We start from the raw sequence: 1,626 nt of genomic DNA on the forward strand, positions 1-1,626 counted from the left end.
CGCCGTCAAGTTCGCCCGCCTCGACAAGCACCTCGACCTTTCCGCCGACGACTTCCTGATCGTCTGACAGGGACCCTTCCACGGGCGAGGCCGCATGCGTCGTCCGCCCTTCATCCACGCAAAGCGAGGCGACGCGCTATGGCACTGGAACTCATCAATACCGACAGCATGGACACCCAGCAAACCTTCGGGATCGACCAGCCGAAGAGCGTGTCCTTCCGAACCATTGACGGGACGACCTATCTCTTTGTGGCCGGGAAAGGCGACGAGATCGGCAGCGCCAGCGTCTTCTCGATGGGGAGCGACGGCGTCCTCACCAGTATCCAGCACGTCTTCGACGGCGGGCCTCTGGAGCTCGAAGGGGCCGCTTCGGCCGTGACGGCCGAGATCGAAGGGACGGTCTATCTCTTCGTCGCCGGGACGACCGACGATGGCCTCAGCGTCTTCGCGGTCGGCGAAGACGGTCGTCTGACCAATGTCGACAACGTTGCCGACGACGGCACCCTACGGCTGAATGGCGTCAACTCGGTAGCCACGGCCACGTTCGGCGACACCACCTTCCTGATCGTCGCCAGTCGGATCGACGGCGGCATCAGTTCCTATTCCATTGCCGCCAACGGCACGCTGGCGGAAGTCCAGAGCATCGCCGACGACGGCACGCTGTTCACCGATGGAAGCAGCGCTGTCCATGTGGCCGTCATCGACAGCCTCACCTATGCCTTCGTGGCTGGATCGACGGACAGCGGCGTCAGCGTGTTTCGTGTCGCATCGGACGGCACGATGACCAATGTCGATAATGTCGGCGACGGCGGCGATCTCGAGTTGTCGAGCGCCGGAGCCGTCACGACGGCGCTGGTCGGCGACACCACCTACCTGTTCGTCGCAGGGTACAGCGACAGTGGCATCAGCGTCTTCGCGGTTGCCTCCGACGGGACGCTCTCCAATGTCGACAATGTCAGCGACGACGGAACCGTGAACCTTGCCCTGGCGTCGGGGCTGACCACCGCCGTCATCGACGGCGTCACCTACCTCTTCGCCACCGGACAGAACGACGACGGTTTCAGCGTATTCGAGGTCGCCGGGAACGGAACGCTCATCAACGTCGCCAACATCGCGGATGCGGGCGCGCTGGAACTGAGGGGACCCAGCGGTCTTGCGACTGTCGAGATCGACGGCGTCCTCTACCTGGCCGTCGCCGGGAGGCTGGACAACGGCGTCAGCGTCTTCCGGACCGAGCACAACATCATCGACGAGGCGGCGGAGGTGGTCGAGGTCGCCGAGAACGGCACCGCGGTCGTCACCGTCGACAAGCTCTACGACGACGACACCCTCGCCTACACCATCACCGGCGGCGACGATGCGGCGCTCTTCAGCGTCGATGCCGCGACCGGCGCGGTCACCTTCATCGACGCCCCGGACTTCGAAGCCCCGCAGGACGCCGATGGCGACAACATCTACGACATCGAGGTCACAGCCGACGATGGCATCATTACCGAGGCCAAGGCGCTGGCGATCGAGATCACCGATGTCGGCGGGCTCGACATCTCCGGCACCAAGACCGGCGAGACGCTGACCGGCGGCGGCGAGGAAGACACCATCGCCGGCCGTGGCGGGAAGGACATCCTG

At 64.8% G+C, this 1,626-nt stretch carries 1 protein-coding gene; it reads left to right on the plus strand.

Annotated elements, in window-relative coordinates:
• Positions 1-138: 138 nt before the first annotated feature.
• Positions 139-1,626 (plus strand): beta-propeller fold lactonase family protein (locus tag BLT60_RS23915; protein ID WP_175478633.1); only part of this gene is annotated, 1,488 nt, incomplete at its 3' end.

This window comes from Bauldia litoralis (assembly GCF_900104485.1).
GTDB lineage: Bacteria > Pseudomonadota > Alphaproteobacteria > Rhizobiales > Kaistiaceae > Bauldia > Bauldia litoralis.